Genomic DNA, 24,936 nt, shown 5'->3' with positions numbered 1-24,936 from the left:
ATATAATTAATGACTACTTTCCTATATCAAAATACACCTTGACCTCTTTTTTATTTAATCTTTTCATTAGCCAATTCTTTATCTTTTCCTGTTCATTTTTCGAAAGGATGTTCTTCGATGTAATCATAAATATACCTGTTTTTTCGCGAGATAAAGTATCGCTTTGTTGATAGATATATACATCAGAATATGAACAACTCTGTATCTGGGGATATAGAGGAGCCAATTCAGATAATAATTGCTTCCCTATGAAATATTGACTCTGTACACTATCTATTTTCTGTCTATAACCTGTGACTTCCAAATTAAGAAGGGCTATTTGTTGTCTTAACCTTTCTTCTTCCGATTGTGCTTTTAAGCGATCTTTAGCCATGTCATTATCTATAGCCAGTCCTTGCTCAATTGTTATTTTAGCATCAATTAAAGAGAATAAATTAGCCTGATCAATAATCGCCTTTTTATCATCTTCCGTCAATGATGATCCGCCATATACTAAATTAATTTCTTTTTTATTGGCACTAATCTCATTGTTGAGCAGGTAATTTCCTTTATATATTCCAACGTAACGTGTATATTTTTCTGCATTTGCCCTGAACTTCTCATTCTGAGACATGCGATAGCCTAAATAGATACTAGGTAATATGATTATGATTAGAATAATAGATAATGCTTGATTGATTCGCTTCTTTTTAGTCTCACTTATATTGATATCTCTGATTGGAAATTTCAGCATTTGAGAAATCAAAACCGAAGCATAAGCAATACAGACTGTATTGATGGTAAATAAATAAAACGCTCCGTAGAAGAAAGAGAACTGAAAAGTAGCCAAACCATATCCTGCTGTGCACAGAGGAGGCATCAAGGCTGTTGCAATAGCTACGCCGGGTATGACATTTCCTTTTTGCTTACTGCTGATTGCGATTATACCTGCAAATCCACCAAATAGAGCAATCAATACGTCGTAAATAGTCGGGCTGGTACGAGCTAGCAATTCGGAGTGGGCTGTATGAACAGGTGTAATCGTAAAATATATAGTTGAGGCTATTATACTCGCTAATACTGCAAATCCAAAGTTTTTTAAAGACTGGCGAAGCAGGCCAAAGTCGTGAATAGCGATACTATAGCCCATTCCGTTAATCGGCCCCATCAATGGAGAAATAAGCATGGCACCTATTATTACTGCCGTTGAATTGGTGTTAAGCCCCACTGATGCTATAATAATAGCACAAACTAATATCCAGATGTTGGTTCCCTTAAAAGAAATTCCTTGTGTTATGGAATTGTGTATTTCTTCAAAATCTTCTGTCTGCTTTTGTAAGCTGACATAGGTAAGTATCTTTCTAATTGAATTGTACATAATGCATATTATTAGATTTTACTTCTTGTCACCCTATTTTATTTTTACCGAAAAGATACTTCTTTTTTGATTAATTATATATTTTTTTACCCTAATTTTTTATTCCGGCTTTCTATTCTTTATTTATTACAAAGAATTAAATATTAGTCCCGATGACATTTTTCTTTTGAGAGAAATTGCCATCGGGACAATAGAACTTTAAGATCGAGGATATTATAAATCTATTTCTTTTTTATCATTTAAGACATGCTTTCCATAACGATATTGGTACAATCCCACTTCTATTTTTGTTTTGTCAGATTTCACAGGAGCAATAACTATAAAGTTCATCTTTTTCGCATCTTGGTCAATCACTTCGTTTTTGTCTCGGGTCTTTTGGTCTTCCCATGTTCCCGAATTTGCATATATACAAGGTTGCTTGTCGAGATTAATATAGGATTTTATCATCGGGATATGAGTGTGTCCAAAGATGACAATACGAACGTTAGATAGAGCATTCCTAAAATACTGTACATCTGCCTGATTGTCGATGAATTCTGTTCTCAGGCTACCTACTATTGCTTCGTTGATATCTGTCATAACAATAGCATTGTTGTATTTTAATCGACGATTCCAATTGCTTTGTGTAAACAAGTTATTGTATAACTTCATTTGGATACTTCCATCAGTTGTGCTGTTATATGGCAGAATGTCGTTTATCGAATAAGTCTTTGTGTAGTTCCCTACATTTGTTGTGATAATAGGGTCACTGAAATTGTCCTTCACATAAATAAGCCCTTCCATTACTTCTTTCCACAGGTTATAATAAATGAATTTACTTTCTTGTTCGGCATTACCTGGGTTATTTTGTACTACTTCAGGAACTTTGGTTGCTGCTTCCGGAGTAGTGGGATCGGTAAACGAGTTGGCTGCAATACGAGCAAAGAAATAACCCGGAGGTAAAGTTGCACCCGGAGCTTCACTCTCATTTGCATTTGGAGTTATCGCATTAAAGAAATCGTACCGATGGCTGTGTTCTATCGCTATCTGAGGATAACCTTCGGGATGATAAGTCCCTATTCCATATTTAGCTCCTGCATCGCGAGCTTGGTTCACTCCCGGCATTGCAATATCGATATTTTCTGCCGTGAATCCCATGTCGTGATTACCCGGAATATAGGTGAGTTTTATCTTACCATCTTTTATTATTCCGTTTAAAATATCAAAAACATTCTTGTTTGCTGCGACAGACTTTCTGATAAAGTCGGCCTGCGAACCACCACCATAAGGATTTACACGTGTAGGAATATACCACTCGTCCAATATATCGCCATTAAGAACAAGTTCTTTGATAGTAGTTGACGACCTTACTTCAGTTAAGAATTCTTCTAAACGTTTGAGGTGTTTCACATTCTCTGAGTAAGATAAATCATTTCCTAAATGCAAGTCGCTAATGACCACAATCTTGTTTCGTCCGTTGATGTTCCCCTTGCTGATACTGTCAAATGGATTTGAGGTAATCTCTTCGTCAGTATTATTGCATGAAACCAAACTAAAGGGAAAGGTTACTGCAATAAGTAAAAGTAAATAATAAATTTTTTTCATCGTATAATAAATATTAGTGATAAATTTTTTTAAGCAGTTTTATTCATTCGGGTGTTTTCTAATATCGATTCTCTCTAATTTAAGTATTGCTGGTATACCGAATATATGCTATTGACACGGAGATGCAACACACAATTGGATATGCAAATCTATGCAATATCAAAACTTGCGATGTTTCATATTTACAAAACTGCAGTCTTATATTTACAAATTTTATAGTTTAGTTTTGCTGATTTGCAATATTAAAATTCCTTAAGGAGCTCTGTATTTAGATAATATTAAATCTATATTCCCTACAAGAAGCTATTTTGTGAAAATTACAGTTGAAGATATTCCCGATAACATATTTTGTGTTTTTAACGAAATTTCTCTTTCAATATCCTATAATTATTAGTTTTGTTGGCATGAAAAGTTAAAATTAAAACTTACTTTTGCAGAAGAAAGGTCCAAAAAGTATTTTGAAGACGAGACTATTTAAATTACCAGACCTATTATATTTCAAATTTGCGTACATTATTAAGATTTCTTTTTTACAATTAGAGTGAAAAAGAAGATCTGGCTCAAAAGTGAAAAACAAGTTAAATGAATGCGACTTCATTCATATCCTTATCTTATTACATTTAATTATTACCCATAATGCAATATCTATATATAGCTACAGTCTTTGCTGGTGCGCTTGTATGTTTGCTTGCCTCGCTATTGTTAGTTCTTCGCCGTAAGACCGGAGAACGTTCTCGTGTAATTCTTGCGGTCATAGTCTTTTTCTCTGTTTTTAATTATATTCCACGTTTTATTGCGCTTTGCAACGGGGTAGTTCCCGATTTTGTGGTTTCTGCAAAATTATTGTTGGTGGCAAACTTTATGGTTGTATCTTACATTATGTATCCTATAGAGGTTATTGCTCCCGGCTGTTTAAATTTTTGGCGGATAATAAAGCTATATTCTCTTTGGCTGTTTTTGCTGGGTGTTTATCTTGTTACCTCCCGCACAGGTATGCACTATACTCCATATAATACGCTTCTGGAGATGTTGCCCGATGCTCATCGGTTTGAGGTATGGTTTCGCCTTTTACTTGCGTTGTTGATATTTCTCCCCGGGTTGTTTGTCTTTTTTGTTCATCGTACAAGACGCTACAATAACACCGATTATATTTGGTTGAAGAAATACTCGATTACACTTTTTATAAATATTCTGGCATATGTTCTCATCTTGATATTTAATCACCCTATACTGAATATTTCGTACTATTATATTAGTGTCGGGTGTAGTCTCTATATTGTTTACATGGAGCTATTTGATCGTCTGATCGGAAAATCAGTTCTTGAGAAAAATGCTGAAGAAAAAGATGTACAGTCTGAAGAAGCTACAGTAGAAGATGTGCAGTCATCCTCATGTCCTGAGCAAAAAAATACGATCTTGATTGATAGATTAGATGCATATATGAAGAAAAAATATGCATGGCGAGATCCTTATTTGTCTCTCAATATGTTAGCCTCAGAACTTTTTACTAACCGTACAACTCTGGCGCAAGTTATGCGCGAAAATGGCTACGAAAGCTATACACACTATATTAATAAGCTGCGCATTGAGGATTTCTTGCAACAAATAGAATCAGGACAATATGTTAATTATCAAGAAGCTTTCTTTTTTGTCGGATTTCGTTCGCGTAGCACCGCTTTACGTAATTTCAGACAACTAACAGGAATGATTCCTTCCGAGTATTTTCAAAAGAAAAATATTCAGATAAACGAAGGTAATGTGATTCATCATTACTGATCTATAGGCGTTAAAAATATAAGGAAGTGTTATTCATTTAATTGAAAGCACTTCCTTATATTTTTCTTATAATAAATTTATTCTATTACTTTATTACAAGCTCTCAAGCATTCTTTTTATAACGGTTTGTGCTGATATCTCACGGTTTGCCGCCTCTTGAATAACAATAGACTGAGGGCTTTCTATAACATCGTCACTTACAATCATATTACGGCGTACAGGTAGGCAATGCATAAAATAAGCATTGTTAGTAAGTGCCATTTTCTCACTGGTTACTGTCCACGACATATCTTTGCTTAGTATCTTTCCATAATTCGGATCGGTATACGCAGCCCAGTTTTTAGCATATACAAAGTCTGCTCCGGCCAGCGCCTTATCCTGATCGTATTCAACTTTAGCACCACGTACAAATTTAGAGTCCAACTCATAGCCTTCAGGGTGAGTGATAACAAAATCAACATCCGCCTCGTTCATGAAATCGGCGAAAGAGTTAGGTACTGCCTGTGGCAATGCTTTCGGGTGTGGAGCCCATGTTAAAACGACCTTCGGACGAGCTGTTTTCTTATATTCCTCAATTGTAATTAGGTCGGCAAATGCTTGTAGTGGATGACCTGTAGCAGCTTCCATACTAAAGACAGGTTTTCCCGAATATTTTATAAACTGATTGAGAATCTTTTCTTGATAATCATCTTCTTTATTTTCGAACTGCGCAAAAGCACGCACACCAATGATATCACAATAGCTTCCCATAACAGGAATTGCCTCTAATATATGTTCAGATTTATCACCATCCATAATCACTCCTCGTTCTGTTTCCAGCTTCCACGCTCCTTGGTTGATGTCAAGTACCATCGTATTCATACCCAGATTCATTCCGGCTTTTTGTGTACTAAGGCGGGTGCGTAAGCTTGAGTTGAAGAACACCATTAACAAGGTCTTGTTTTCTCCAAGCTTCTTATAAGCAAAACGATTTTTCTTTATTTCTAGAGCTTCCTTTATTGCAACATTTAGGTCGCCCAAGTCTTTTACATTGGTATAAGTTTTCATTATGTTGTTTGTTATTGTATTCAAATTAAAGGTACAAAGTTAAATCTTATTCTTTGGATATATCTCTTTTTTCTCTTTTTCTGTCGTATACCTTTTTGCTCTTATGCACATTTGTTGTACGTCGCCACCCCGGCGATTGAGATAATTCATCTTCCCGGTCTGCTTTTTTTACAGCTTTTATATAGTCCTTTATAGATATTTTACCTGCTGTTTTCTTCTTTTTCTTCATGACAAGATTTTAACTGTTATAGAAATATTTTTATCCGCTTGTTTATGTATATGATAAAAACGGATAAAATAATTGATAAAAATAAAATAATTCCGAAACGGATGATTGTATAAGGCATGCTTATACCCCATAGCTTAATAATGACAAAGTAATGAATAAAATATATTGCAGAGCCTAATGAACCTAAATAAGTAAGATATGTATTAGGCATTCTATAGCTCGAATGCTTAAATACAAATATTATTATAGCAGGACAACAAACAATGAGCGACAGGTAGGTATCTCGTACAAGGCACATCTCTTTGGCATATGAAGATTCAATACATAATGTAATAAGGCTTAATGCAATGAGAGCCGCCAAGGTGACACTACCGTATTTTAGTATTAAGTTATGTTTATAAATGTAATATCCTAAAAAAATAAAAGGAAAACCTATAAAAAAGCCATTTCTTACAATGTGTATATTCCCCTCTCTCAATGGTTCGCAGAAAACACCAATTGAGAAAATGAGAATTGCCAAGACTAGAAGAACAGTATCATTCTTTATAAATTTCTTTGCAATATATAGCAAGAGAGTACCATAGACCAGAGCGATTACATACCATAAATGCAAGATGCCCAAAGTGATATATTCGAGGAAGAGCGAGACTGTAATGGGAGGCTGATCTATATTCAATAATATGTAAAAAGCCGACCATACGGCATATATTATCAGTAGATGTCGGATATACTTTTTTAAGGCTTTCGGATTATCAATTTTTTTTGCAAGGTAATATCCGTTTATAACAAAGAAACAAGGTACTGCAATCCGCGCGATACCTTGCGATATTAGCCAGTTGAGCAAAGGGTATGTAGCTGATAATGGGCCTATGTGTATTGTTATTACCAATATACTTAGAAATACCTTGAAATAATCGAGTGTAACGTTTCTTTCCATTATCGGTACTAAATCAAAGCCTAATCTCTCTTACGACCTGGTTTGTCCATTACCATCTATCAGCCATTTATAGGTGCATAGCTCCTCTAATGCCATAGGCCCTCGGGCATGCATCTTTTGGGTGCTGATACCTATTTCGGCTCCCAGTCCGAATTGCGCACCATCGGTAAATGCCGTAGATGCATTAGAGTAGACACAAGCTGCATCTACCATTTTTTCAAAAAGCTTGATAGCTTCAGCATCCTCACTGATGATGGCTTCGCTGTGTTTCGAGCTATATTTGGATATATGGTTGATTGCTTCTTCTATATCTGTTACTGTTTTGATAGACATCTTATAGTCGAGAAACTCTGTGCCGAAACTTTTTTCGTCAGCCTTCTTTAATTGGTCATACGAGTAGTATGAGAACAGTGCTTCGTATGCATGTTTATCAGCATAGATAATAACGTCTTTCTTGTCAAGGTCTTCGCACAGATAGTGTAAGTCATCGAGTCTTTCTCTATCTATAACAAGGCAATCGAGAGAATTGCAGACACTCACTTTTCTGATTTTAGCATTGGTAATAATATCCTTCCCTTTCTTAATATCTCCATCTTTATGGAAATATGTATGACAAACACCTGCACCTGTTTCTATCACAGGAATTCGAGAATTCTCACGAACATAGTTTATCAGCTCTTGCCCACCACGAGGTATAATAAGGTCTACATAGTTGCGGGCATTCATTAATGCTTCTGTTGCAGTCCTGTCGTTAGGCAATAGTGTACAGACATTCGGATTGATTCCATTTGCGTCCAATACGTTTCTAATCAAATCAATTATGGCTTCATTCGAAAAACGAGCGTCAGAGCCGCCTTTTAGTATACAGGCATTTCCTGATTTGAGACAAAGCGAGAATACGTCGAAACTGACATTCGGACGTGCCTCGTATATGATGCCTATCACTCCGAAAGGCACAGTCACCTTTGATAGGTTCAGTCCGTTGGGCAGTGTTTTCTGCATTAGTGCTTTTCCTACAGGGGAGGGGAGTGATGCTACATTGCGGATATCTTTCACAATATCCATTATCCGTTGCTCATTGAGCAGCAAGCGGTCGTATTTTGGATTACTTGTATCCATTCTCTGCAAATCCTTCTGATTCTCTGCAAGAATGTAATACATCTTCGATTCGGTCTCTTTTGCAATAGCTTCCAGTATTGCGTTTATTTCTTTTTCTTCCAATAAGTTAAGACCCTTACTAGCCTCTGCAACTAACTGGAACGTATTCTGGTGATAATCGTCCATTTTTATTTTTCAATATATAAATAGTCGTAATGAATTATTGCCTTTTTATTATTTTTCCCTATTACTTCTTTGGCTTTTTCGCTGCTATATGCAGTTTTTCCAATGCCAATCAATTTTCCTTTTTCATCCATGATGCGCACTACATCGTCAGCCTCGAAGTTACCAATAATTTTGGTTACACCAACAGGAAGTAAGCTGACAGCCTTGTCTCCCAAGAGTACCTCTTTAGCATTTTGGTTGACGTATATTTCTCCTTTGGTAAATCCTTCGGAGTGAGCAATCCATTTTTTTATACTTGTTGTTTTCTTTGTAGAGGGGATAAAGTGCGTGGAAATCACATCTTTCCCTTTTATAAGATCTACAAGTATATTGTCTCTACGCCCGTTGGCTATTATTACTTCAATTCCTTCTTCTGCAGCTTTGCGTGCAATATTATACTTGGTAGTCATTCCACCACGTCCGGTAGATGACTTCGAAGACTGTATACAGTCTTCTATATTGTCTTTTGTAATATCTATCTTCTTAAATATCTCCGATTTAGGATCGGACGGATTGCCATTATATATACCGTCGATATTGCTCAGTATGATTAGTTTTTCGCAGCCCATCATTGTAGCTACCAGTCCCGACATCTCATCATTGTCTGTAAACATAAGTCCGGTAACAGAAATGGCATCGTTCTCGTTGACTATCGGTATGACTTTATTTTCCAACATCACAGACATGCAATTTCGTTGATTAAGATAATGTCGTCTGGTTGAAAAATCTTCTTTCGTCGCTAATATCTGTCCGCAGGTAATATTCTGTTGATGAAACAAGTCTGAGTAACGGTTTATCAACCTTACCTGTCCGATGGAGGAATATAGCTGACGGGCAGAAATCGTGTCTAACTTAGACTTGACTTTAATCTCCGATTTACCTGATGCTACAGCACCCGATGATACAAGAATAACCTCGACACCACTTTTGTGCAGCTCTGCAATCTGGTCTACCAGTGCAGACATACGTGTGACATCTAATGTCCCGTCTTTTCGGGTTAATATCTGACTTCCTATTTTTACAGTAATACGCTCTTTCATTAGAAGAATATCAAAAAAACAAAGTTAAAATTTTATTTCAGGTAAAATGATAGATAAAATAGAAAATAGGCGTTAAATTGCTTGCTATCTTTTCTTTTTGTGTTTGTAGCGTCTTAAAATGATTTTGAGTATTTTGTTAAATGGTTTATATATAGGTTGTTATTTATAAAAGGTGACAAAGGTAACAGTTTTTGACGTTGTTTATGATGTCACTTTTCTACTACAGTTTTGTGTAGCAGACTTTATACTATATATGATAAAATTTATTGAAAAATTGTATGCCTATACCAACCCTTCGGGCAGATTTAGATATAATATTCTTTTTTTAGCATCAATTTTTTCGACAAAGTCCTCTGTTGCAGGTATTATAAGATCTTCATCGTCGTTCTTCACGAGGAATAGTGTGTTAATCGTTTTGTCGTCTATTTCTTCAATCGTACCTAAATTGCCGGCAACTTTGTCCACTACCGAAAATCCAATAAAGAAGTTCCACGAATAGTCTATATCATCATCCGATTCTTCTTCAAAGTATTTGCGAGGAAAAAATACTTCCAATCCCGACATTTGCATTGCTTTTTCTTCGCTGTCTACACCCTCAAATGTAATTAAAGCCGTTTCACTTCCTTTGAACCTATATTCGTTCACAAAGAAAGGGACAAAGATGCCGTCTATACGGCATATCAAGTATGGGCAATCCACCCGGTCGAATATATCGTTCTCAAAAGCAAAACTTATCTCACCTTTTATTCCATGGGGTTTGATAAGTTTACCTATTTTAAATACTTCGCTATCTTTTATCATAGCTCAGGCTTGTTTATTTTTTCTTTTGTTGGTTGCTTTTTTTCCCACCACCATTATTGTTGGGCGTATTTCTCTGACCTAGATCCTTCATTTCAGGAAGTTTGATGTTTGAGTTCCTGATATCAATCTTATGACCCGATAAATCATAAAGGTCAAGGAATATTTTATGATCTTCAACATCTTTGTTCCACTGTATATATGATTTTTTCATATGAGTGGCAACCAGCAAAATAAATTGTTCTTTTTCTTTGGGTTCTTCTATCGATATAGCCATCTTTGCCATCTTTTCCAATGTTTTACCATAATGGCGGTATTGCATGTCGGGACGACTATATTCTATTTTTCCCGGCTTGGTGTTCAAGTCTTCTTTTTTAACTACCTCGTAAGGATAATCTATATCCAGCTTAAAGTCGGACATAATAGCCAAGTGATCCCATAAGATGTGCTTGAAATCGTTTACATCACGAAGGTGTGGAAACATATTTCCCATAATGTTTATTATAGTATCTGCACAACGTTTGCGTTCGTTTCGGTCAGGTATTGCAAGGCAATAGTCGACCATATTTTGTATATTCCTTCCATATTCAGGAAGAGTAAGTTTTTTTAACTGAGTGTTATACTCCATTTGTAAATGTAATATATGTATAAATAAAAAGGTAAGTAATTAGATATCCACAAAGATACGAAATAATTACTTACCTCTATAAATTAATTTTCTTACTTCGCAGTTTCTGCTATTTTTTCGGGAGCAGACAATGTCTTTTTGTACAATTCTGTATCCCCGAGAACTTCTATTGCTTTATCTACGTCAGCATCATGTTTAAGAGAATAAAGTTTCTCCCCACGCTGATAATAATAACGTTTAACAATGGCTGAGTTTATCTGTTTCATTATATCTTCTTTGAAGGTTTCCAAGTCCCGATCAAGGTTCGGGATAAGTTTTGCTTCCAAAGCCTTAAACTCGTCATTGGCATATTTCATATAGCCTTCAAACTCCATCACCTCTTTTAATGAAGCCATTGACTTTTCGCTCATACGATCGTATTGAAAATCTTTGGATTTAACGAACTTCTTAAAGTCCTCATAGTCTTCGTCAGATATAGAAAATTTTTCAGGCGATTCGATCGATTTATGTCTGACTACCCAATCTGTAACCCAATCGAAAACGATGTATTGATTTTCGAGGTAATAGGTGATATTTGGGGTTTTAGGTTCATTCATTACAATATCGGGAGTAACACCTCCGCCGTCTCTTACCTGACGTCCTGCCTGAGTGTAAAATACAGTAGTGAGACTATCCGGTATACGTCCCACACTACCATCAGCATTTCTGTGGGAATAATCTATTGCTTGCACACATCTGCCACTGGGGATGTAGTACTTAGAAGAGGTTACTTTTATTCCGCCTCCATAAGGTACTTCACGAGTTACTTGTACCAATCCTTTTCCGAATGTGCGTTCGCCAAGAAGTACAGCTCTATCCATATCCTGTAATGATCCGGCTACGATTTCGGCAGCAGAAGCAGAGCCTCTATTCGTTAAAACAATGATTGGTATATCAGTATCTATTGGTTCCAGTGTGGTGCGGTATGTCCTATCGGTCTGTTTTAGTTTTCCTTTGGTAGACAACACAACTTTCCCTTTCGGCACAAACATATTTACAATCTGAACCGCTTCTTCCATGATTCCTCCACCATTTTGGCGTACATCGAATATAAGGGATTTAGCGCCTTGTTTCTTTAGCTCCAAGAAAGCGTTTTTTACTTCAGCAGCACTTTTGTCGGTAAAGGTGCTAAAACTTATATATCCTATAGTAGGAGTTACCATACCATAGTATGTAATAGGATCCATAACAACTTTCTCGCGTACAACCTTCAATGTTAAAGGTTTTTTCTCGCCTTTGCGTTCTACCTTTACTTCTATTGTTGTTCCCGGTTGCCCTTTTAGATTATTGCTTACAAAACTGCTCAATGTGCGCCCAAATACCTCTCCGGGTACAGAGTCGCAGGTAGTCATATCTTTTCCGTCTATCTCCAAGATTACGTCTCCCGCTTTTAATCCGGCTTTTGCGGCGGGCTTATCACCGTATGGTTCTATAATAGTAACTCTTCCATCTTTGAAAGATACGATAGCTCCAACTCCGGCATATTCGCCTGTTATTTGGGTGCTAAACTCTTTCATGTCATCCTCATTGTAGTATTCTGTATAAGGATCAAGCGTGCCTAGCATATTGTCTATGCCTGTGCGTATTGTTTTATTGATGTCGAGGCTATCGACATAGAACATATCCATCTCGCGGACTACACTGTTGAATATTTCGATGTTCTTATTTATATCAAAATAGCGCTGTTGCTCTTGGTTCTTTCCCTGGTTACTTTGTGCATAGGTAAAAGTAGTCCCCAAAAGTGCTGAGAATGTGAAAAATGCAATTAAACGGTTTCTCATTAGACTGTAATTATATAAAATGTTTTGTATTCCATTATTTTACGCAAAGGAAATACTTTTTTTATAAATAAATAAAATTACGATGGTTATATATCTCTTATTTTTAACAAAAAACGTAAAAGTGTAGAAAATTCGGGATAGTGAACTAAATAAACAAACAGAGCGTTATACTTCTTTTGATTTACTTGCTTATTAAAGTAAAATTCAGCGCCTGAGATTTTTCTTTCAATACTTTCACAAGCTCTAGAATGAAAAAGGAGGGACAAACATTGAAGACAAATACAAATGTGAATAGTTTATTACATCTCCGTATATCATCAGGCACTGAATTTAATCTTTATTTCTATTTAACGTGAGTATATTTTTTTAGTATTACCAATAATTACTTAGCACAATCCTTCCGGGTAGAATGTTCGTTTTCGTTTTTTATAATTCATACGTGCAAAATAATGATTCTGGGCAACACGGCTATAGATCTCATTCGTTTGCATAACTCCTCATTCCGGGCTTTTCGGATGAATACAACTGAAATTTCATGTTTTGCGTGAATATATGACAATATGATACAAAATGCTATATTTCTTAATTCTATTAAAATCAATATGTTTTATAGCAATGTAATTGATTATTGCTGTAGTTTAAAAAGTTGTATCCGTTTGTTGGTACAAATATATTATTTATAATTCATATTGCAATTTTTTATTTTATTTTGCTCTGTTTTATTCCTTTTCTTGTTTGTTAAAGTGTTGCTGGCTATTTGTTTATGTTGTTGTTAATCTTTATTAACGATAAGATCAGAGATGTTAAACTGTTGGCAAACTCATTCCTGTGATCTTTCTGTACAAGTCGAGGGCGTATACGTCTGTCATACCTGATACAAAGTCTAAAACGGCAAGAATTCTTTGATATAATGTTGGTGCGTCTTTTTCATATTGTTCCGGTATACGGCTAAGAATCAATTTTGAATATTTTGCATTAGGCTCTTCCACAGCCGATATAAATGTGTCGAGAAGGAATCCGATAATCCGATGCCCGGCTAGTTCTATATCTACTACATCTTTTGTTTTATATATTTTTTTATAGCTAACATCTGTCGCTATTTGGTAAGCATTATTGGGTAATGGAGAAATACATTTTATTAATGGTTTTTCAAACCCACCATCCAGGATACTCTGTTCGTTTTCCAGAAATACATTAGAGCATTCATCAACAAGTAAACCGATAACGCTTGAGCGGAGATATGCAATTTGCTCATTAATATCGCTGACTACCTGGAGCGTTTTCTGCATTTTTCTCTGTTTTTCTTCCGGAAAGAAATTTAGGAAGAGTTCTATTGTTTGCTCAGTTGTTAATAGTCCTAACTTGTGAGCATCTTCTAAATCCATTATTTTATAACAAATATCATCGGCAGCCTCTACGAGATATACTAAGGGATGTCTGGCGTATTTTAACGGATCTTCTTGAATGCAGTGCATGCCCAATTCGTTTGCTATTCTTTTGAAATCTTTTTCTTCCGCTTCGAAAAAACCGAATTTGCCGGCTCCATTTGCAGCGATGGAAGAGTAGGGGTACTTAACGATTGAAGCGAGCATAGAGTAGGTCATAACAAAACCGCCTCTTCGTCTGCCATTAAACTGATGTATAAGCAGACGTATTGAGTTCGCATTGCCTTCAAAGTTGATAAAATCTTCCCAACGTCCACCTTCTTTTATTATTTTTTCCTTTAGCCGCATGCCTTTGTCTTCAGAGAAATAGCTCGTGATGGCTGTTTCACCTGAATGGCCGAAAGGGGGATTACCCAGATCGTGAGCAAGGCAACCGGCAGCAATGATAGAGTTTATTTCTTCGAAATCGGCAGGCGAATTTGGATACTTTTTTCTTAGTTCTTTACCGACAATAACACCTAAAGAGCGCCCTACACAAGAAACCTCGATGCTATGGGTGAGCCTGTTATGCACAAATATACTACCCGGAAGAGGAAAGACCTGTGTTTTGTTTTGCAAACGGCGGAAAGGTGCTGAAAAGATTAGCCTGTCATAATCTCTTTGAAAATCAGTTCTATCATGATGTTTGTCATCATGGTATTCTTCCATTCCGAATCGTTTTGCCGAAAGCAGTTGTTGCCAGTTCATACCTTAATTAGTTTGAGAATCAAAGATAAAGTTTTTTCAGTTATTTTTATATACAAACATAAGTTATAATACTTCTTAAGTCTTAGGATTGTTTTGTTCTGGTTTTAGAAAAAAAAGGTATATTTGAACTTAAATTCAAACATTTCAGAGGGCTCTCTTGATTAGGCACTTTATCTTAGCTTTAATAATGAAAACAAATCCGGATAAAATAAAACAAAGAGTACAAACTCTTGTTGTTGCTTGTGGTATTATTCTGATGATAGGTAAATTTACAGCCTACGTTTTGACTAATTCTGTTGGGATTCTTACCGATGCAATGGAAAGTATTGTAAATATAGTTGCCGGTTTTATCAGCCTGTATGCCATACATAAAGCAGCCAAACCCAAAGATCAGGATCATCCGTTCGGGCATGGTAAAATAGAACTAATATCGGCTTCGATAGAAGGAATATTAATCATTTTGGCAGGAGGGTTGATTATCTATGAAGGTATTGCAAGATTGTTTACCCCTTCTGTAATAGAAAAGCTTGATATTGGTATTGTTGTTATTGCCGCTGCCGGTATTGTAAATTATATTCTTGGATATTATAGTATTCATCAGGGGAAGAAATATGATTCTATAGCACTTGTTGCAGGAGGAAAGCATCTCCAATCGGATACATATTCTACTATTGGGCTTGTTGCAGGTTTGTTGATACTTTATTTCACCGGTTTGGTATGGATTGATAGTGCGCTTGCAATTATTTTTGGTGGAATAATTGTTTTTACAGGAATAGGTATTTTGCGAAAAACAATACAAAATCTGATTGATACGGCAGATATTGTTGCATTGGAGAAAATAACCAAATCGATAAATGAAAATAGAAAGGATGATTGGATTGATATTCACAATCTGAAGGTGTTAAAATCAGGAAGCGACTTTTTTATAGATTGTGATCTCACTCTGCCATGGTATTATAATATAGATCAGGGACACTCTTCTTGCGAAGAATTAAGATTAAGTCTTATCAAGTTATTCCCTCAGCATACATTGATATCTATACACTCCGATTCGTGCCTCGAGAAATATTGCTCGGTTTGTCGGGTTAAGGACTGCTCATATAGAAAAGAACCATTGAAAGAAAGAATACCTTTTACCAAAGAGACGCTAACTACTGCTGAGGAAAGTTAAGGGATCATAAATTTATTCTTATTTGTCGCTTTTTAGTTATTGATTATTAGTCTTTTGTGTTTTTAGTGTTCTGCTCTTTTTATTTACTCCTTAGCTGATAGTTACTAAAAAAACTAACTTTGCATTCGTTTTTACAGAGTAACTCTTCGCCGATGAAAATCGATAAGACCTATACCGTATCGTTAGTTGTTGCCATTGCCTTTTTTATGCAAGGGCTTGATACCACTGCCGTAAATACAGCCATTCCCGCTATGGCTCGGTCTTTCAATACAGATGTTGTACATCTCAGTGCGGGTATTACTTCCTATCTGATTGCATTAGCTATCTTTATTCCTGTAAGTGGTTGGATTGCCGATAGGTATGGCACACGTAAAGTTTTTTGTACATCCATCGTGTTGTTTATCACTGCATCAGCTTTATGTGGTATGTCTCAGACATTGACACAGTTTGTTATATTCAGAATATTTCAAGGTATGGCAGGTGCAATGATGACTCCTGTGGGAAGGCTTGCCGTATTAAAGTCGGTAACGAAAGACAAATTGGTGACGGCAATGGCATACATTGTATGGCCTGCGCTTGTCGCGCCTATTTTAGGCCCGGTAGTAGGAGGGTATCTTACGACTTATTGGACCTGGCATTGGATTTTTTACCTGAATATCCCTATTAGCATAATATGTGTGATTCTTGCCTGGCGTTTTATTCCTGAAGAAGAGAAGCACAACTTACCTAAAAAGCGGTTCGATTTAGTTGGTTTTGTGCTCAGTGGTTCAGCCTTAGTCGGATTCATGTATGGGGTGGAACTACTTAGCCGTAGGGAGGTGCCGTACTATGTATCTGTACTACTTATACTGGTTAGTATTTGTTTGCTCCTGTTTAATGTTCGCTATTCGAAACATATATCAAATCCTCTGATAGACTATTCTGTTATACGAATCCCTACCTATAAGGTAACTATATTTACAGGTTCTATTTCTCGTATGGTGATAGGGGTGGCACCATATCTTATACCATTGATGTTTCAGGAAGGGTTTGGGCTAAATCCATTTGAATCAGGATCATTGTTTCTAGCTACCATGGCAGGCAATCTGGCAATGAAACCCGCAACTATATGGGTGATGCGTCATTATAATTTTCGTACAGTGTTAGTTGTGAATGGTTTTCTAGTCGCTTTATTTTCTTTTTTCACAGCATTGTTGTTGCCAACTACTCCTGTCGTATTGATTGTTGTTGTAATGTTCCTTTCGGGTATGTTTCGCTCCATGCAGTTTAGTGCTATTACAACTTTGGCCTTTGCCGAAATACCACAGCAGCAGATGACTGCGGCTAACACATTATACAGTACCGTGCAACAAATGTCTACAGGAATGGGGATCGCAATGGGTGCAGTATTCCTGAGATTCTCTAATATGATAAACGGATATTCTGAACATTATACTGTTGCAGATTTTCGTTTGGCTTTCATCTTTGTGGCAATACTCGGTATTATTTCTCTATACGGTTTCACAAAGTTAACTCCCGATGCCGGAGATGCTGTTCGTGTGAAAAAAAGAGACCGGAACGTAGGATAAAAATATTCTCATGCAGCTTTTATCCTTCTCTATTCATCTATAATAATATAGATACTAATCTGTTATAACTATGAAAAACTTTATTTTGTTTTTATTTTTATCTTTTCTATTCGTATCGTGTTCTGATAATAAAGCTGATGATAATATTGTTTACTGTACAGACGAGATGCGTATGATTGGTGTCGGAGTTAAGCATAAAGATGGGAGCCCTTATGTGCTGGATAGTGTAAAGTCTTTTATCGCAACAAAGGAAGGATTGAAGAACGTCAGTGTCTTCAAGGATTTTAATGATACATTTTTTCAGTATTGTCAGAAGCAGGGAACCTATCTTTTTGTAGGCGACGGATTCGATAGGCATTTTCCTGACTTTGTGAAGCCAACGAAGTGGAATGAAACCAAATTTATTGGGGAGGTTGACTTTGTTGGATATAAAAAAGATAAGGAGCTGTTTAGAAAGACTATTAAGGTTTATACAGATGCTTGTCATGTATTCTGTGATGAAAAAGATTTGGCGATAATTTATTTAGAATAAATATTGTGAATGTAACTGATGGCACAAAAGCATAAGTAGTGATACTTGTGCTTTTCTTTATGCTCTAAATATTTTATCTTTGTGCTTTCAATTACAATAAATCATGCAAAAAGATATAGACTTACGCATTACGCCAGAGCAGGCGTCAGATATCGAGAAAGTCAGACGCATCTATTCATCCCAGACAAGTATTCCATTAAGAGATATAAATTCGGTTCGTATTCTTCGTCGATCCATTGATGCCCGCCAACGAAATATTTTCGTGAATCTCAAAGTAAGAGGCTACATTAATGAAGAACAAAATGATCCGGATTTCCAAACTACTTATTACCCCAATGTAAAGCATTGTCCGCAGGCTATTGTCGTAGGAGCAGGGCCGGCAGGTCTGTTTGCGGCATTACGCCTTATAGAGCTGGGCATTCGCCCCATAGTGGTAGAGCGAGGTAAAAATGTTCGTGATCGTAAACGTGATACAGCACTGATGAATCGTGAGCATGTCGTGAATCCAGAGTCCAACTATTGTTTTGGTGAGGGGGGAGCAGGGGCTTATTCGGATGGAAAACTTTATACTCGAAGTAAGAAGCGTGGTAATGTAGAAAAAATTCTGAATGTTTTTTGCCAGCATGGTGCTGACGCATCTGTGCTTGTTGATGCACATCCGCATATCGGTACAGATAAACTACCGGGTATAATAGAAAAAATGCGTGTGCAAATCATATTGTCAGGCGGAGAAGTTCACTTCCAAACACGCATGGATAAGCTGATTATAGAAGACGGTAGTGTAAAAGGAATAGAAACTAATATAGGAAAAGTTTTTCATGGTCAGGTTATTTTAGCAACAGGACATTCAGCCCGAGATGTTTATTATATGCTGTACGACCAGAAAATAAAAATAGAAGCCAAGGGATTGGCTGTTGGATTTAGAGTAGAACATCCCTCTCATCTGATCGATCAAATACAATATCATTGTGAAGAAGGACGAGGAGAATATTTGCCTGCTGCAGAATATAGCTTTGTAGTTCAGGCAGGAGGGCGAGGTGTATACTCATTTTGTATGTGTCCGGGAGGAACAATCGTACCATCGGCAAGTGGACCTAAACAGGTTGTAGTGAATGGTATGTCTCCATCTAACCGTGGCTCTCGTTGGTCTAACTCAGGTGTAGTGGTTGAGATTCATCCTGAAGATTTTCCTGAATATGAAAAATATAATGAATTGGCTTTGCTCAAGTTCATAGAAGATCTGGAAGAATCGGCATGGGTACACGGAGGAATGACTCAGGTGGCTCCGGCACAACGATTGTATGATTTTGTAAACGGAAAGAAGAGCTCTACTTTGCCTGAAACATCATATGCTCCCGGAGTTGTGTCTTCTTCGATGCACGAATGGATGCCGAGATTTGTTGCATCGCGTTTGCAAGAGGCCTTCAAAAAAGTGGGGCAGAGCTACAAAGGATATTTGACAAATGATGCAATACTTCTGGCCGTAGAAAGCCGTACATCTTCTCCTGTACGTATAATCAGAGATCGTGAAACGATGCAGCATATAGAAATAGATGGGCTTTACCCATGTGGGGAAGGAGCCGGGTATGCCGGAGGTATTGTCTCTGCTGCAATGGATGGTGAACGATGTGCTGAAGCATTGGCAGAGAAGATGAAAAAGGAAAAAATATAAGATAAGCAACTCAGAAAAAATAGAAATTTTAAATCTCAATATAGCATGAATAGAAAAATCATTACTCTTTTATTGTTGTCGATATTGATAACGTCAAATACATTTGCCCAAACTTTTGCTCACGGTAGGTCAGAGTCGTACACATGGCCTAAGGATGAAAAAGTATTGAATAAACTCGACAAGTGGCAAGACCAGAAGTTTGGAATGCTTATTCACTACGGATTATATTCTCAGTTGGGAATTGTAGAATCATGGTCTATTTGTGGAGAAGAAGAAGATTGGATTCCTCGTGATTCTACAATTACTTATGATGCCTATAAACGAAATTATTGGAATACGATAAATAGCTTTAAACCCGAAAAACTAGATCCGGCTTCTTGGGCTAAGTATGGAAAAAAGGCAGGGATGAATTATGTTGTTTTCACAACAAAGCACCACGATGGCTTTAACTTGTTCGATACAAAGCAATCCGATTTCTCGGTAACGAAGGGTGCATTTAAGAATGACCCACGTAGTAATATTGCTAAAGAAGTGTTTAATGCATTTCGTAGCGAAGGTTATATGATAGGAGCTTACTATTCAAAACCCGACTGGCATTCTCAATATTATTGGTGGGATAGATACCCGACTCCCAACCGTAATAATAATTACGATATTGAAAAAAATAAGTGGAGATGGAACAAGTTCAAAGAGTTTACCTATAACCAGATAGAGGAACTTATGAACGGCGACTATGGTAATATTGATATATTGTGGCTCGATGGTGGCTGGGTACGTCCTGCACGTAGCGGAGATGCCGAGCGTGCCGGTAAAAATTATAGAGGAGCACAAGATATTGATATGCCTAAAATAGCAGCGATGGCACGTCGTTATCAGCCCGGTATATTGGTGGTAGACCGTACTGTTCCGGGAGAGAATGAAAATTATCAGACACCAGAAAGGGGTATCCCCGAAACACAACTCGATCATCCTTGGGAGAGCTGTATTACCCTTGGTTGGGACTGGGGATATGTACCGACAGATCAGTATAAATCACCGGCAGCTGTAATACATACCCTCGTGGAGATTGTAGCTAAAGGAGGAAATTTATTATTGGGTATCGGTCCAAAACCTGACGGAACATTGCCGGATCAGGTAGTTGAACGATTGGAGAAAATAGGTGATTGGACAATCAAGAATGGAGAAGCGATATATAACACACGCATTACTCCTTTTTATAATGATGGTAAAACGTGGTTCACCCAAAGTAAAGATGGCAAAACGATATATGCTATTGTTTGCTTGGAAGAAGGAAAGCCTCTGCCTACTACTGTTGTATGGAAAGGTAATGAACCCGCAAAAGGAAGTAAAATAAAATTCTTGCAGACTGGGAAAACTGTAAAATGGAAGAAAACAGCACAAGGAATTGAAGTTTCAATCCCGGCAGGACTTCCTAAAGATCAGGCTGCTTTAGCTTTTTCTTTTGTAAAATAATGATTGAACGAATTATTGAGGATAGGAGCTGAAGGATTTAATGATCCTTCAGCTCTATTTCTTTTGTTATACCTATCTCTCTTACAAAGTATGCATCGTGTGATATCACCAGAAGAGTTCCTTTGTAATCTTTTATTGTATCGGTGACAATATCCAAACTTTGAATGTCTAGATTATTAGTCGGTTCATCCAGAATAAACATATCAGGAGCTTTGTTATCAACTTGCATACAGCAAAATACCAACCTCATTTTTTCACCACCACTCAAAATCTTGCATGGCTTGTTCCATGTATTATATGTAAACAAATATCTATGCAGTAAAATGCGTAATTCATCTTCACTCAAATGATATGAATTGAATTTTTGTAATTGTTCAAAAACCGTAAGTTCATTATCTATAATTGAATAATCCTGATCGATGTATAAGTACTGAAAATTCGATCGGATAATATGCCCTTGCTTAGGTTCTAAATCTCCAAATATAAGTTTAAGCAGGGTTGTTTTCCCCGTTCCATTTTCTCCTTTTATAACTATCCTTTCTCCACTTCTGATTTCGAAATCAAGAGGAATGCTCCATAACATCTGATCACTATAGCCAAAATTGATATTTTGGGCGGTTACCAATATTTTCCCGATATGGAGATTCGCATCGTCAAAATTTAATTTGAGGTCTTTTTTTTCGGGTAGCTGTTGGCGTAACTGTTTCATTTCATCCGCAATATTCTCCATTTTATTGGCATGAGTCTCTTGCAACTTTGCTGCACTCGATTCCGCCCTGTTGCGTATCGTATTCAGCATGATACGTGGAATACCTTTATCTCCCAGATCTTTTTTACCTCGTGCATCGCGTTTTTGTTTTCTTTCTGCTGTTTCTCTGGCTATATTTCGGGCTTTGCGAAGTTCTTTTTGCTTTTCTTCAAGTTGGGACTGTAATGCTTCTTGCTGTTCAGTTTTCTGAATTTTGTAAAACTCATAGTTTCCTCCGTAAACTTCAATCTGATTGAGAGTGAGTTCAAACGTAAGGTCAATCAAATTGAGTAAAGTACGATCATGGCTTACGACGATTACAGTAGCACTACTATTTTTTATAAGATCATATAATCGTGCCCGCCCTGCTTTATCTAGATGGTTCGACGGTTCATCCAGTAAAACATTGGCTGGAGAATGGATATAGGTTCCTGCTAAAAATACTTTTGTTTTTTCTCCTCCGCTAAGGTTTCTCATCATCTCAGATAGCTGAATATGAGGTAAACCCCATTTTGACAGGGCACTATACGCATGTTCTTCCACATTCCAATCATCTGCGAGGAGTGTAAAGTTGGTCATATCTGTATTTCCTTCTAATATTGCATGAAGTGCTCTCAATTTCTCACTGATTTGTAAAGCCTCCGCAACCGTGTAATGATCGTATTGTCCAAAATGTTGAGGTACATAATAGGGGCGTTCATCCTGATAGATAACTTTTCCTTCCGATGGTTGAACACTTCCTGCAATGATACCTAAGAGTGTTGATTTTCCTGATCCGTTACTGCCAATCAACGAAACCTTTTGTCCTTTAGGAACAGAAAAATTGATATTATGAAATAAGGGCTCTTTATCAGGATGTATATATGATAATTGTTTTACGATAATACTCATAAACCTATTTTTTAATAAATAATTAGGTAATTGTGTTTTTATGGCATATGCCATGATAGTCGAAGACTTTGTTCAAAAGTTTGAACAAAATGCAACTTACATAAGAGTATCGATTGATACTTTTTATTCTTTAAAAATAGAGGATTACATGATATCTAAGTTTAGCAGACTGTGGATAGTCTGATATATTTGAATACTGATTTAACCAAAATGTACCGGATAATCCGGATTTGACAAAATGGTTGTTACAACCATCGTATTACTTAGATATTCTCATTGGAGTATTTATTCGTTAATAGTATTGCAAAGGTAACAATCTTTTATAGAATTCGATAAAGCAATATTGTATAATCGTAAAACAAGATATTTCATATAAAGATTTAATTAACAAATAATGTAAGTATACACTAAAAGCACAAGGCCTCTGCAATATTGCAAAAGCCTTGATTGAAAAATACTTCTTATTGCTTTACAGCTATCTAGTTTTTTATTTTTTTAGAACACTTAAGGCTGCCTCATAGTTCGGTTCATTTGTAGTTTCTTCTACTAATTCATTGTATAGAACCTTTCCATCAGCATCAAGTACTACCACCGAACGAGCCAAAAGACCTTTCAATGGGCCGTCAACAGTTAATACTCCATAATCTTTTGCAAATTCAGCATTTCTGAAAACAGAAGCTGGTTCTACATTATCTATACCTTCTGCTGTACAGAAACGACCGGCAGCAAATGGAAGGTCGGCAGAGATAGCCAATACAACAGTGTTAGGAAGACTTGCAGCTTCTTTGTTAAATTTGCGAACTGACGCAGCACATACTCCGGTGTCGATACTTGGGAAAATATTTAGAATTACATTTTTACCTTTAAGATCTTTCAATGTAACGTCTGATAAATCTTTTTTCACAAGGGTGAAAGCCGGAGCTACTGAACCTACTGCCGGTAATTGTCCACTGGTATTAACCGGAGATCCTTTAAATGTTATTTTTGCCATAATTTTTTGTTTTTAAGCGTTAGTTAATATTATTATTTTATTTCGATAAGAAAATCTTTTTTAGGATGACGCACTTTTTTTAGATTTACGAGCCAGTCATTATTTTCGTCACGATAACCTAATGGTAGTATTGTAACACTTTTGAGGCCACGTTCGTTCAAATTTAATAATTTATCTAGTGCATCATTATCAAAACCCTCCATTGGAGTGCTGTCTACTTTAAGCTCTGCAGCCATTGCCATTGCGAATGCAAATGCAATATATGACTGACGCGCTGCATGCTCGAAGTTCAACTCGGCCGGACGCTGTAAATACGCATTTTTTAGTCTATCTGTGTAATCTTTATACTGGTTGGGGTCCTGCTTCCGGCCGTCTGTAGTGTGTTTGTATATTGTGTCTATGCGTTGTGCTGTATAATTGTCCCATGCGGCAAACACCAATAGGTGCGATGCATCGGCTATTTGTTGTTGGTTGAATGCAATCGGAACGATTTTTTCTTTTAATTCCTGATTTGTAATTTCTATTACCTCAAAAGGTTGTAATCCCGATGAAGTAGGTGCAAGCCAAGCTGCATCAATAATATCGTTGACTAATTTTTGATCTACTTTTTTTGAAGAGTCAAATTTTTTTGTTGCATATCTCCATTCCAAAGATTCTATTAAGCTCATATTGTTTTTTGTTGTTTTATTATAATTAGAAAATATTTATAGCAATTTGGCATTGCATTTACTCGTTATATTCAGTATTTTTTTTAGATGCTCCCGAAGTGTTACCAATTCCTCATCTCCAATCTCCAATGCTTTCTTCATTGCCGGAGGGATAGATTCTGCTTCTTTCTCCAAAGCTTCACCTTTCTCTGTGATAAGAATATCAACTACTCTTTCGTCTTCGGAAGAACGCTTGCGGATAAGGAATCCATTTGCTTCCATCCTTTTCAAGAGTGGGGTAAGAGTTCCGCTGTCGAGCCAAAGTAATTCGCCTAGTTGCTTTACTGTTACCGTTTTATATTCCCATAAAACCATGATGACGAGGTACTGTGGATAGGTGAGTCCTATCTTATCGAGATAAGGACGATATATTGCAGTAACTTGTCTCGATAAAGCATATATCGGAAAGCATAATTGATTATTTAATTTCAAACTATCATTCATTATTTTAGTTTCCTTAAATTTGATTGTGTAAAATTAAATATTATAAAATATAATTGAGTACTTCTAAT

At 36.6% G+C, this 24,936-nt stretch carries 21 protein-coding genes; 6 read left to right on the top strand and 15 right to left on the bottom strand.

The genetic code is table 11. The annotated features are described in order from the left end of the window. Positions 1 to 13 precede the first annotated feature (13 nt). Positions 14 to 1,357 carry a TIGR00341 family protein gene (locus QOX35_RS12585; protein WP_283687209.1) on the bottom strand — a complete coding sequence of 448 codons (1,344 nt, stop codon included), beginning with the start codon at positions 1,355 to 1,357 and terminating at the stop codon, positions 14 to 16. Positions 1,358 to 1,570: 213 nt separating this feature from the next. Further along, entirely contained in the window at positions 1,571 to 2,941 is a 1,371-nt protein-coding gene (locus QOX35_RS12580) for a metallophosphoesterase (RefSeq protein WP_283687208.1), read from the bottom strand. A 636-nt stretch (positions 2,942 to 3,577) separates the two neighbouring features. On the opposite strand from QOX35_RS12580, the gene QOX35_RS12575 reads away from it, so the two are divergent. After that, on the top strand, positions 3,578 to 4,717 hold the full coding sequence (locus QOX35_RS12575; protein WP_283687207.1) for a helix-turn-helix domain-containing protein: 1,140 nt from the start codon (positions 3,578 to 3,580) through the stop codon (positions 4,715 to 4,717). Between the two features lie 93 nt (positions 4,718 to 4,810). Here QOX35_RS12575 and QOX35_RS12570 read toward each other — a convergent pair whose 3' ends face one another. The 9 genes from QOX35_RS12570 to QOX35_RS12530 form a co-directional block, all read right to left on the bottom strand. After that, positions 4,811 to 5,764, bottom strand: a complete 954-nt coding sequence (locus QOX35_RS12570; RefSeq protein WP_283687206.1) for an N-acetylornithine carbamoyltransferase — start codon at positions 5,762 to 5,764, stop codon at positions 4,811 to 4,813. Positions 5,765 to 5,810: 46 nt separating this feature from the next. Beyond that, positions 5,811 to 5,993: a hypothetical protein gene (locus QOX35_RS12565; RefSeq protein WP_135105152.1), complete on the bottom strand. Its 183-nt coding sequence runs from the start codon at positions 5,991 to 5,993 to the stop codon at positions 5,811 to 5,813. Positions 5,994 to 6,009: 16 nt separating this feature from the next. Continuing rightward, positions 6,010 to 6,930, bottom strand: coding sequence for an acyltransferase family protein (locus QOX35_RS12560; RefSeq protein WP_283687205.1), 921 nt, complete (start codon positions 6,928 to 6,930; stop codon positions 6,010 to 6,012). A gap of 30 nt (positions 6,931 to 6,960) precedes the next feature. Then, complete coding sequence (locus tag QOX35_RS12555; RefSeq protein ID WP_283687204.1) at positions 6,961 to 8,214, bottom strand: glutamate-5-semialdehyde dehydrogenase; 1,254 nt, start codon at positions 8,212 to 8,214, stop codon at positions 6,961 to 6,963. A gap of 2 nt (positions 8,215 to 8,216) precedes the next feature. Then, positions 8,217 to 9,293, bottom strand: a complete 1,077-nt coding sequence (proB, locus tag QOX35_RS12550; RefSeq protein ID WP_135105155.1) for a glutamate 5-kinase — start codon at positions 9,291 to 9,293, stop codon at positions 8,217 to 8,219. Between the two features lie 282 nt (positions 9,294 to 9,575). Further along, the gene (gene rimM / locus QOX35_RS12545; RefSeq protein WP_283687203.1) at positions 9,576 to 10,094 is read right to left on the bottom strand and encodes a ribosome maturation factor RimM; all 519 of its coding nucleotides are present in this window, start codon (positions 10,092 to 10,094) and stop codon (positions 9,576 to 9,578) included. A gap of 13 nt (positions 10,095 to 10,107) precedes the next feature. Next, positions 10,108 to 10,719: a DUF4290 domain-containing protein gene (locus QOX35_RS12540; RefSeq protein ID WP_283687202.1), complete on the bottom strand. Its 612-nt coding sequence runs from the start codon at positions 10,717 to 10,719 to the stop codon at positions 10,108 to 10,110. 92 nt (positions 10,720 to 10,811) lie between these two features. Beyond that, on the bottom strand, positions 10,812 to 12,539 hold the full coding sequence (locus QOX35_RS12535) for a S41 family peptidase (protein ID WP_283687201.1): 1,728 nt from the start codon (positions 12,537 to 12,539) through the stop codon (positions 10,812 to 10,814). 803 nt (positions 12,540 to 13,342) lie between these two features. Further along, complete coding sequence (locus QOX35_RS12530; RefSeq protein ID WP_283687199.1) at positions 13,343 to 14,671, bottom strand: deoxyguanosinetriphosphate triphosphohydrolase; 1,329 nt, start codon at positions 14,669 to 14,671, stop codon at positions 13,343 to 13,345. Between the two features lie 187 nt (positions 14,672 to 14,858). On the opposite strand from QOX35_RS12530, the gene QOX35_RS12525 reads away from it, so the two are divergent. The 5 genes from QOX35_RS12525 (at position 14,859) to QOX35_RS12505 (ending at position 21,087) form a co-directional block, all read left to right on the top strand. Continuing rightward, positions 14,859 to 15,842 (top strand): cation diffusion facilitator family transporter, encoded by a 984-nt coding sequence (locus QOX35_RS12525; RefSeq protein WP_135105160.1) that lies wholly within the window; start codon positions 14,859 to 14,861, stop codon positions 15,840 to 15,842. A gap of 152 nt (positions 15,843 to 15,994) precedes the next feature. Next, positions 15,995 to 17,410 (top strand): DHA2 family efflux MFS transporter permease subunit, encoded by a 1,416-nt coding sequence (locus tag QOX35_RS12520; protein WP_283687198.1) that lies wholly within the window; start codon positions 15,995 to 15,997, stop codon positions 17,408 to 17,410. Positions 17,411 to 17,480: 70 nt separating this feature from the next. Beyond that, positions 17,481 to 17,942: a hypothetical protein gene (locus QOX35_RS12515; RefSeq protein ID WP_283687197.1), complete on the top strand. Its 462-nt coding sequence runs from the start codon at positions 17,481 to 17,483 to the stop codon at positions 17,940 to 17,942. A gap of 103 nt (positions 17,943 to 18,045) precedes the next feature. Continuing rightward, positions 18,046 to 19,614 (top strand): NAD(P)/FAD-dependent oxidoreductase, encoded by a 1,569-nt coding sequence (locus QOX35_RS12510; protein ID WP_283687196.1) that lies wholly within the window; start codon positions 18,046 to 18,048, stop codon positions 19,612 to 19,614. 45 nt (positions 19,615 to 19,659) lie between these two features. Continuing rightward, complete coding sequence (locus QOX35_RS12505; RefSeq protein WP_283687195.1) at positions 19,660 to 21,087, top strand: alpha-L-fucosidase; 1,428 nt, start codon at positions 19,660 to 19,662, stop codon at positions 21,085 to 21,087. 37 nt (positions 21,088 to 21,124) lie between these two features. Here QOX35_RS12505 and QOX35_RS12500 read toward each other — a convergent pair whose 3' ends face one another. The 4 genes from QOX35_RS12500 to QOX35_RS12485 all read right to left on the bottom strand — a co-directional run bounded on the left by QOX35_RS12500 (position 21,125) and on the right by QOX35_RS12485 (position 24,868). Next, a complete protein-coding gene (locus QOX35_RS12500; RefSeq protein WP_283687194.1) occupies positions 21,125 to 22,726 on the bottom strand; it encodes an ABC-F family ATP-binding cassette domain-containing protein in 1,602 nt (533 codons plus the stop codon). 487 nt (positions 22,727 to 23,213) lie between these two features. Continuing rightward, complete coding sequence (gene tpx / locus QOX35_RS12495; RefSeq protein ID WP_252638162.1) at positions 23,214 to 23,717, bottom strand: thiol peroxidase; 504 nt, start codon at positions 23,715 to 23,717, stop codon at positions 23,214 to 23,216. A 32-nt stretch (positions 23,718 to 23,749) separates the two neighbouring features. Continuing rightward, the gene (locus QOX35_RS12490) at positions 23,750 to 24,385 is read right to left on the bottom strand and encodes a nitroreductase family protein (protein WP_283687193.1); all 636 of its coding nucleotides are present in this window, start codon (positions 24,383 to 24,385) and stop codon (positions 23,750 to 23,752) included. 36 nt (positions 24,386 to 24,421) lie between these two features. Then, positions 24,422 to 24,868, bottom strand: a complete 447-nt coding sequence (locus QOX35_RS12485) for a MarR family winged helix-turn-helix transcriptional regulator (RefSeq protein WP_006842889.1) — start codon at positions 24,866 to 24,868, stop codon at positions 24,422 to 24,424. Positions 24,869 to 24,936 lie beyond the last annotated feature (68 nt).

Source organism: Dysgonomonas sp. Marseille-Q5470 (genome assembly GCF_951230145.1).
Taxonomy (GTDB): Bacteria; Bacteroidota; Bacteroidia; order Bacteroidales; family Dysgonomonadaceae; genus Dysgonomonas.
Note: the sequence above shows the minus strand (reverse complement) of the source record. Positions and strands in the feature narration are given on the sequence as shown.

What these genes read in the sequence shown, in the direction of transcription:
- QOX35_RS12485 (WP_006842889.1), bottom strand. Translation starts at nt 24,868, where the DNA reads ATGAATGATAGTTTGAAATTAAATAATCAATTATGCTTTCCGATATAT.
- QOX35_RS12575 (WP_283687207.1), top strand. Translation starts at nt 3,578, where the DNA reads ATGCAATATCTATATATAGCTACAGTCTTTGCTGGTGCGCTTGTATGT.
- QOX35_RS12540 (WP_283687202.1), bottom strand. Translation starts at nt 10,719, where the DNA reads ATGGAGTATAACACTCAGTTAAAAAAACTTACTCTTCCTGAATATGGA.
- rimM (WP_283687203.1), bottom strand. Translation starts at nt 10,094, where the DNA reads ATGATAAAAGATAGCGAAGTATTTAAAATAGGTAAACTTATCAAACCC.
- QOX35_RS12535 (WP_283687201.1), bottom strand. Translation starts at nt 12,539, where the DNA reads ATGAGAAACCGTTTAATTGCATTTTTCACATTCTCAGCACTTTTGGGG.
- QOX35_RS12515 (WP_283687197.1), top strand. Translation starts at nt 17,481, where the DNA reads ATGAAAAACTTTATTTTGTTTTTATTTTTATCTTTTCTATTCGTATCG.
- QOX35_RS12570 (WP_283687206.1), bottom strand. Translation starts at nt 5,764, where the DNA reads ATGAAAACTTATACCAATGTAAAAGACTTGGGCGACCTAAATGTTGCA.
- QOX35_RS12555 (WP_283687204.1), bottom strand. Translation starts at nt 8,214, where the DNA reads ATGGACGATTATCACCAGAATACGTTCCAGTTAGTTGCAGAGGCTAGT.
- QOX35_RS12530 (WP_283687199.1), bottom strand. Translation starts at nt 14,671, where the DNA reads ATGAACTGGCAACAACTGCTTTCGGCAAAACGATTCGGAATGGAAGAA.
- QOX35_RS12510 (WP_283687196.1), top strand. Translation starts at nt 18,046, where the DNA reads ATGCAAAAAGATATAGACTTACGCATTACGCCAGAGCAGGCGTCAGAT.
- QOX35_RS12560 (WP_283687205.1), bottom strand. Translation starts at nt 6,930, where the DNA reads ATGGAAAGAAACGTTACACTCGATTATTTCAAGGTATTTCTAAGTATA.
- QOX35_RS12505 (WP_283687195.1), top strand. Translation starts at nt 19,660, where the DNA reads ATGAATAGAAAAATCATTACTCTTTTATTGTTGTCGATATTGATAACG.
- tpx (WP_252638162.1), bottom strand. Translation starts at nt 23,717, where the DNA reads ATGGCAAAAATAACATTTAAAGGATCTCCGGTTAATACCAGTGGACAA.
- QOX35_RS12565 (WP_135105152.1), bottom strand. Translation starts at nt 5,993, where the DNA reads ATGAAGAAAAAGAAGAAAACAGCAGGTAAAATATCTATAAAGGACTAT.
- QOX35_RS12580 (WP_283687208.1), bottom strand. Translation starts at nt 2,941, where the DNA reads ATGAAAAAAATTTATTATTTACTTTTACTTATTGCAGTAACCTTTCCC.
- QOX35_RS12520 (WP_283687198.1), top strand. Translation starts at nt 15,995, where the DNA reads ATGAAAATCGATAAGACCTATACCGTATCGTTAGTTGTTGCCATTGCC.
- proB (WP_135105155.1), bottom strand. Translation starts at nt 9,293, where the DNA reads ATGAAAGAGCGTATTACTGTAAAAATAGGAAGTCAGATATTAACCCGA.
- QOX35_RS12500 (WP_283687194.1), bottom strand. Translation starts at nt 22,726, where the DNA reads ATGAGTATTATCGTAAAACAATTATCATATATACATCCTGATAAAGAG.
- QOX35_RS12490 (WP_283687193.1), bottom strand. Translation starts at nt 24,385, where the DNA reads ATGAGCTTAATAGAATCTTTGGAATGGAGATATGCAACAAAAAAATTT.
- QOX35_RS12525 (WP_135105160.1), top strand. Translation starts at nt 14,859, where the DNA reads ATGAAAACAAATCCGGATAAAATAAAACAAAGAGTACAAACTCTTGTT.
- QOX35_RS12585 (WP_283687209.1), bottom strand. Translation starts at nt 1,357, where the DNA reads ATGTACAATTCAATTAGAAAGATACTTACCTATGTCAGCTTACAAAAG.